Source organism: Martelella sp. UBA3392, assembly GCF_002358775.1.
Lineage (GTDB): Bacteria > Pseudomonadota > Alphaproteobacteria > Rhizobiales > Rhizobiaceae > Martelella > Martelella mediterranea.
Window position 1 is genome coordinate 7151 of record NZ_DEPM01000031.1, and the last position, 6295, is coordinate 13445.

Annotated in this window: 7 protein-coding genes; 1 reads left to right on the plus strand and 6 read right to left on the minus strand. The window is 64.0% G+C overall.

The features are described from left to right. The 6 genes from B4E36_RS02665 to B4E36_RS02690 form a co-directional block, all read right to left on the minus strand. On the minus strand, positions 1 to 1243 hold a 1243-nt coding region (locus B4E36_RS02665; protein ID WP_345899946.1), incomplete at its 3' end, for an FtsX-like permease family protein. A 4-nt stretch (positions 1244 to 1247) separates the two neighbouring features. Beyond that, a complete protein-coding gene (locus B4E36_RS02670) occupies positions 1248 to 1919 on the minus strand; it encodes an ABC transporter ATP-binding protein (RefSeq protein WP_292051579.1) in 672 nt (223 codons plus the stop codon). Between the two features lie 27 nt (positions 1920 to 1946). Continuing rightward, on the minus strand, positions 1947 to 2402 hold the full coding sequence (locus tag B4E36_RS02675; protein ID WP_292051577.1) for a hypothetical protein: 456 nt from the start codon (positions 2400 to 2402) through the stop codon (positions 1947 to 1949). Between the two features lie 66 nt (positions 2403 to 2468). Beyond that, the gene (locus B4E36_RS02680) at positions 2469 to 4226 is read right to left on the minus strand and encodes an alkaline phosphatase (protein ID WP_292051575.1); all 1758 of its coding nucleotides are present in this window, start codon (positions 4224 to 4226) and stop codon (positions 2469 to 2471) included. 100 nt (positions 4227 to 4326) lie between these two features. Continuing rightward, the gene (locus tag B4E36_RS02685; RefSeq protein WP_292051572.1) at positions 4327 to 4977 is read right to left on the minus strand and encodes a DedA family protein; all 651 of its coding nucleotides are present in this window, start codon (positions 4975 to 4977) and stop codon (positions 4327 to 4329) included. Continuing rightward, positions 4970 to 5326, minus strand: a complete 357-nt coding sequence (locus B4E36_RS02690; RefSeq protein ID WP_292051571.1) for a hypothetical protein — start codon at positions 5324 to 5326, stop codon at positions 4970 to 4972. Before B4E36_RS02690 ends, B4E36_RS02685 begins: the two co-directional genes overlap by 8 nt. A gap of 204 nt (positions 5327 to 5530) precedes the next feature. On the opposite strand from B4E36_RS02690, the gene B4E36_RS02695 reads away from it, so the two are divergent. Further along, positions 5531 to 6157, plus strand: coding sequence for a ribonuclease D (locus tag B4E36_RS02695; RefSeq protein ID WP_292051640.1), 627 nt, complete (start codon positions 5531 to 5533; stop codon positions 6155 to 6157). Positions 6158 to 6295: the final 138 nt, after the last annotated feature.

A 6295-nucleotide genomic window follows, 5' to 3' on the forward strand; every position in this document is an offset into this window, starting at 1 on the left:
CCGCCGTGATCGATCGCGCGATCGCAAGCGCCGCCGCAAGGCCCGCCGCGTAGCCGAGCGCGATGCCGATCGCGACCAGCAGGAACAATTCGCTCCATACGATCGTGAACACCGCGCCGCGCGGCGCGCCGAAAGCGCGCAATGCCCCGATCTCGCGCCGGCGCTGGGACACATGAATGACGGTGACGAGCATCAGCGCCACGGCAACCAGCACCTGCGCGCCCGCCGCAATCGCGGTCAGCACCTGTTTGGCATCGCCGAGCGTGGCGTAGAGTTTGGTCAGCACCTCCGCCGGGAAAACGGCGAGCGTCTGGTCGCCCCTGTAGTCCTGCCGCAGCTTATAGGCATCGGCGATCGATTTCGGCTTCACCAGGATCGCGGGCAGGCCGGGCGTTTCGCCTTCATGCCAGTGCTCGTCAACAGGTGCTGCGGGGTCGATATGATGATGGTCCTCTTCATGCCCCGCCTCGTCGTGATCATCGTGGGTGGCGTGTTCGTCATGGTCCGCATCCGCATGTTCGGATTCATGGTCATGCTCCGGGCCGGCCGCCTCATGGTCATGCTCGTGTTCGTGGTCGTCCGCCTGATCGTCATGATCATGGCCGGCCGCCTCGTGATCATGGTCGTCGGCCTCGTGCGCTTCCATGCCGTGGATTTTCCAGACCGCCTCGATCGGCACGAAAATGGCGCGGTCCCATGGCGTGCCGGTGGGGTCGGCCCTGCCGGTGACGGTATAGGCGAGTTCGTCATGGGTGTGGCCGCCGGTTTCGACCGTGCCGTGCATCGGCTTGATCGTGTCGCCGATCGAAAGATCGACCGCCGAGCCGATCACCGCCTCGCCCAGATGGTTGAAATTGCCGCCTTGGGAAAAGCCGGGCGTCGTGTTTTCGATCAGCTCTGATGTTGTGCCGACGATCGGGTAGCCTTCATAGGAATCGCCGAAGCCTATGGGCGCGGCCCAGGCCACGCGGGGGTCCGCCTGAAGGTCGGGCAGGATGTCGCCGTCCATCAGCGGCAGGTCGGCGGCCTGCAGGAAGACCGAGGAGAGCACGAGCTGGGTTTCGCTGCCGGGCGCGCCGATCACCAGATCGAATTTCTCCGAGGCCCGGGCGCTGCCAAGCCTCAGCGCCCGCTCTTCCAGCGTCACGGCGACGCCGAGCGCGGTTGCCAGCATGATCAGAATGACGATGACGATGGAGCCGGCCCAAAGACGTTTGATGTCTGCGAGGATGAAACGGAACATGGGGTCAGCCTCTCTTCTCGTCGCTGGCGATGACGCCGGCAAGCAACGATATCTCGCGCGTCAGCGGCGCGATCAGCCGCTGGTCATGGGAAACGACGATCAGCGTGGCGTCCTCGGAAAGCTCCAGCAGCAGGCTCCCGACAGTCTCGCCAGATGCGGCGTCGAGGCTTGCCGTCGGCTCGTCGGCGACGATGATGCCGGGCTCGCGCAACAGCGCGCGGGCAACGGCCACGCGCTGCATTTCGCCGCGCGACATCGTGCCGGTCTTCTGGTCGTGACGGGAAAGGCCGACGCGCTCGAGCAGGTCGTGCGCGCGCTTTATGCGCTCGCTTCCGGCGGCGCGGGCAAGCCTTGCCGGCAGCAGCACGTTGTCGAGCGCAGAAAGGGCCGGAAACAGATGGAAATCCTGCATGATCAGGCCGATATTCTCGCCGCGAAACCGGTCGCGCCGGCTTTCCGACAGCGCGGAAAGATCGGTCTCGCCCCAGCGGGCGCTGCCATGGGTGAGCCGCTCCAGCCCGGTGATGATGTTGACGAAGGTGCTTTTGCCGGAACCCGAGGGGCCGGTGATCGCGACCCGCTCACCGGCGGCGATATCGAGCTTCGGGATTGTCAGCACCGGACTGTCGAGGCCCGGAAAGGTGACGGCGATATCGTTGAGCGAGAGAGGCAGCATCGTGACTGGCCTTTCGGGTATGTCGTTTCAGACCTTGCTATAACGCGCGCCGCGCAGGCGCAGCTGGCTGACGAAGCCGGTCTCGGGGTCCACCCAGGAGCCGCGCTCGAGCGTGCCGGTCACCTCGATCATCTGGTTGGGCTGGGTGAAGGTCTGCTTGCGGTCGAGATAGACGACCATGATATTGTCCGGCCAGTCGGCATCCGAGGAGCAGAACGGGCAGAGCGCCATCGGGATTTCCGACAGCACGAAGAATTTCGCCTCCGCCTTCAGCGGCGGGGCCATGAAGCCGCGGATCGAGACCTTCTTTCCCGTCAGTTGCTTCACCTTGTCGGAGAATTTGAGGCCGAGCGGGCTGAAGGAGCCGTAAAGATCGTCAAAGGACAGTCCGTCGGCGGCGAAGGCCGGACGGACGGCAAGGCCGAGGCCGAGCGCGCCGAAGGCGGCAAGCAGGCTACGGCGGGAAAGGGGCAGAGCGGTCATCGGATCAGATCTCCTGGCAGGAGAGGACCGGGCGAAAGCCGCCCGGTCCCGACTTGGAAAAGAAGCTTACTGCTTCTGGCTGGAACCGAGAGCGAAGGTGTCGGCCAGCACGCCGTAGACGTCGGACTGTTCCATATAGCCCTTGAAGCCGTCGGCGCCGGGGCCGGTGGCCTGCAGCAGGACATCATCGACGGCGTGAACGCCGGTCGAGGCGTCATAGGGCAGGTTGCCGGTGCGCAGAACCGCCCCGGGGACATCCTTGTAGGCTTCGTTGGCGACGTAGCGGCCGTTCTCGTCCTTCACGGCCGGCTCGAACGGACCGTCCATCTTCGGGCGGAAGGTCTCGTAATAGTCGGGGAAGTTGTTGGCGAACATGGCGAGGCGACGCGAAACGTCGATCTGGTCCGGATAGCCGTCGCCGTTTTCGTCCGTATAGTTCGGGAAACCGGCGTCGTCATAGGTCATGACCTTGTTGCGCATTTCGTCGGCCTGGACCTCGTCGTCGATCGTGCCGATCACCGAGACGCCGTGGGTGTGGTCGCCGGTGACGACGATCAGCGTGTCCGGGTTGGACTTCATCCATTCCATCGCGGCGCCGATGGCCTGGTCGAACTCGATCATGTCAACGGCGGCGCGGTCCCAGTCGAGCGGATGCGACATCTTGTCGACATTGGCGGCTTCAACCATCAGGAAGAAGCCTTCCGGGTTCTTCGAAAGCTGGTCGATCGCGGCCGTGGTCATGTCCACGAGGCCGGGCTGGCTCGGGAACTTGTCGACGCTGCCCTTCTTCAGGAATTCGCGGTCGAGCGTGGAATCCATGTTGCCGGTGTGGAACAGGCCGAGCAGCTTGCCGTCTGCCGGCTTCTCGGCGGATGCCAGTTCGTCGGCGGAGGTGACGACGGTGTAGCCGGCCTCTTCGAACATGGCGATGTAGTCATTGTCGTCCTTGCGCTTGGAACCGGCGACATCGGACTTCAGGAAGTAGGCGGAACCGCCGCCGAGGACGACTTCCGGCTGGACGTCGTAGAACATGCCGACGATCTCGGCCTTGTCGCCGCGAAGGCGGGTATGGGCGACGACGGCGGCCGGCGTGGCGTCTTCGATTTCGGCGGTGGAAACGACGCCGATCGACTTGCCGGTCTGGCGGCGCAGCGCCTCGGCGATGGTTTCGACCTTCGGGTCGTCAAGGCTGTCCGGCGTGCGGTCGGCATAGACGCCGAGCGCGTTCACGCGGGTCTTGTGGCCGGTCATGTAGGCCGACATGGTGTTGGCGGAATCGGTCGCGATCGAATGGGTCGAGGAGGTGCCGATCGTGGCCATATTGTCGAGGTCGTCCATGTGGAGACGGCCGTCGGCCTTGCCCTCGGTCATGCCCTTGGACATGATGCGGGCGGCGGTGCGGTGACCCATGGACATGCCATCGGCGACGAAGAAGATGATGTTCTTGGCCTTCGGCATTTCAGGCGTGTCATAGACGGTCCAGGTGACGGTCTTTTCCTCGTCGCCGGCCTTGACGGCAACGGTGTAGTCGCCGGCGTCGGCAAGCGCCAGATCGCGCAGGATCAGGGCCGAGCCGAGGCTCTCGTCATTCTTGCCCTTTTCATCGGTGACGAATTCGGCTTCCTGGCCGAAGACTTCGGCATAGGGCTTGCCATTGACGGTGACGTCGATATCGCCGGCGTCATAGACCGCGTCGAGTTCGACCTTGAAGTCGAACGGCGAGGACGACAGCACGGTGGCGCGATCGAGCGGATAGATGGTTGCGGCATTGGCAGCACCTGCAAGGCAGGTGGCGGCGGCGAGTAGTGCGAGACGGGCGCGCATGGGAACCTCTTTGAAAGAGCGTCGGGAAGGGTTAGTGCGCTTCCGCGATAGTCCCGCCAGATAACAATCCGATGACGTTTTTGCTGCGGTTTGATGAACCTCAGTTGCGGCTTCGCCGACCGCGCGGCTTCAGGTAACGCTTGCGCCTTCGCTTCTTGAGAGAGAAGTGCAGGACGCGGGTGATATACCAGAACAGCGCAAGCGAAATCACGCCGGCGGCGAGAAAGCCGGTGGCGTTGCCGGCGACGTGCGCGACGGCGATGATGTTGCGGGAGAACATGAAGCCGAGCAGGTTATAGGTCGACACCCAGACGGTCTGGCCGCAGATGGCGGCGATGGTAAAGGCGCGCCAGCGCATGCCGGCAGCGCCCGCCACCGGGTTGATATAGGGGCTGATCTGGGCCAGCAGCCAGCGCGTGAAAAAGATGGCGAAAACGCCGCGCCGTTCGAGATAGTCCTGGGCGCGGTCCACCAGGCGCTGGCGCTTGGGGCCGCGCGCGGCAAACCGCGCCAGATATTTCGCGCCGCCCTTGCGCCCGACCCAGTAGCCGATCTGGTCGGAGGTGCAGGCGGCGGCAAGGCAGGCGAGGATGGTCGGCAGCATCGGCAAGTCGCCCGATGCGGCCAGCGACCCGCCGAACAGCATGATCACGGCGGCGGGCATCGGTATGCCGAGGCAGGCCAGAAACACGATGAGCGCCATGACCGGAATGCCGTAGACCGGCACCAGCGCCAGAAACTGTTCATTCATCGTCGCCGGCCCGTTCGTGCTCGTCGAGGGCTTCGGCGATCTGTTCTTCCAGTTCCTCCAGCGTCTCGCCGCGCTCGCGCGTGATCCGCCAGAGCGGCAGGCGGCGGCTGTGTTCCGGATCGAGGCCGAGCGCCTCGGCGAGTTCGTGGACGGGGATATCGTTCACCATCGCCACATGACCAAGCGTCATCCAGCTCTTCAGCTCCAGATCGCGAGGGCTGTGCCAGTAATAGACCGCAAGCACGGTCTTGAGCGCGAGGGCCAGCGTCAGAAGCAGGGCCCCGATAAAGGCGATGGAAAGCGCACGATGGCGCTGCCACAATGCGCGGACGGGTTTCAACAGACTCATGGCCGTCCTTTCCGGTTACGCTGAAGGAAGCGGAATGTCTCCGCCGGGCTTGCCTCATGCGATAGCCGCTTGGCCGGGATTGCACAACACCCCTGCGCGCGCAGCAGCATGGGGAGGATCTCGGCCGGGCCGGTGTTTTTGGGTATCGTCGCGCGGGCCAATCCGCTATGAACCCGGTTCATGACGACAAGACAGGCGATGGAGATGCGCGATATGATCCGCGTGCACAAACAGGATATTCCGGCAGAACAGGCGGCGCGTTATACCGGCGCGATTGCGATCGACAGCGAGACGTTGGGCCTTATTCCGCGCCGCGACCGGCTGTGCGTGGTGCAGATTTCGCCGGGCGACGGCAGCGCCGACCTGATCCAGATCGCGCCGGGGCAGACGGAGGCGCCGAACCTTGTCGCCATGCTCGCCGATCCGGACCGACAGAAGATCTTCCATTTCGGCCGCTTCGATATCGCCGTGCTCTATCACACCTTCGGCGTCACCACGGCCAATGTGTTCTGCACCAAGATCGCCTCGCGCCTGACCCGGACCTATACCGACCGGCACGGGCTCAAGGACAATCTCAAGGAAATGCTCGACATCGACGTTTCCAAGGCGCAGCAATCCTCCGACTGGGCTGCCGAGGAACTGACCGAGGCGCAGTTGCAATATGCCGCCTCCGACGTTCTCTATCTGCATCGCCTGCGCGACAAGCTGATGGAACGGCTGATCCGCGATGGCCGGATGGAGCTTGCCAGCGCCTGTTTCGAGTTCCTGCCCACAAGGGCGAAGCTCGACCTTCTCGGCTGGGAAGAAACCGACATTTTCGCCCATAGCTGAGGCGTGTGCGGGCGTTGAAGATCGCATGCTTTCCGGACTACGGCAGGCTTCTCCTTCGGGCATGGCCGGCGAAACCACTCGTTGGCTTGGTCCTCCGCACTCTCCTCATTCTCCGCGTCATCAACTCTGTTGTTCTTG

Coding starts and splice junctions, on each gene's coding strand:
- B4E36_RS02670 (WP_292051579.1), bottom strand. CDS start 1,919: ATGCTGCCTCTCTCGCTCAACGATATCGCCGTCACCTTTCCGGGCCTC.
- B4E36_RS02675 (WP_292051577.1), bottom strand. CDS start 2,402: ATGACCGCTCTGCCCCTTTCCCGCCGTAGCCTGCTTGCCGCCTTCGGC.
- B4E36_RS02680 (WP_292051575.1), bottom strand. CDS start 4,226: ATGCGCGCCCGTCTCGCACTACTCGCCGCCGCCACCTGCCTTGCAGGT.
- B4E36_RS02685 (WP_292051572.1), bottom strand. CDS start 4,977: ATGAATGAACAGTTTCTGGCGCTGGTGCCGGTCTACGGCATTCCGGTC.
- B4E36_RS02690 (WP_292051571.1), bottom strand. CDS start 5,326: ATGAGTCTGTTGAAACCCGTCCGCGCATTGTGGCAGCGCCATCGTGCG.
- B4E36_RS02695 (WP_292051640.1), top strand. CDS start 5,531: ATGCGCGATATGATCCGCGTGCACAAACAGGATATTCCGGCAGAACAG.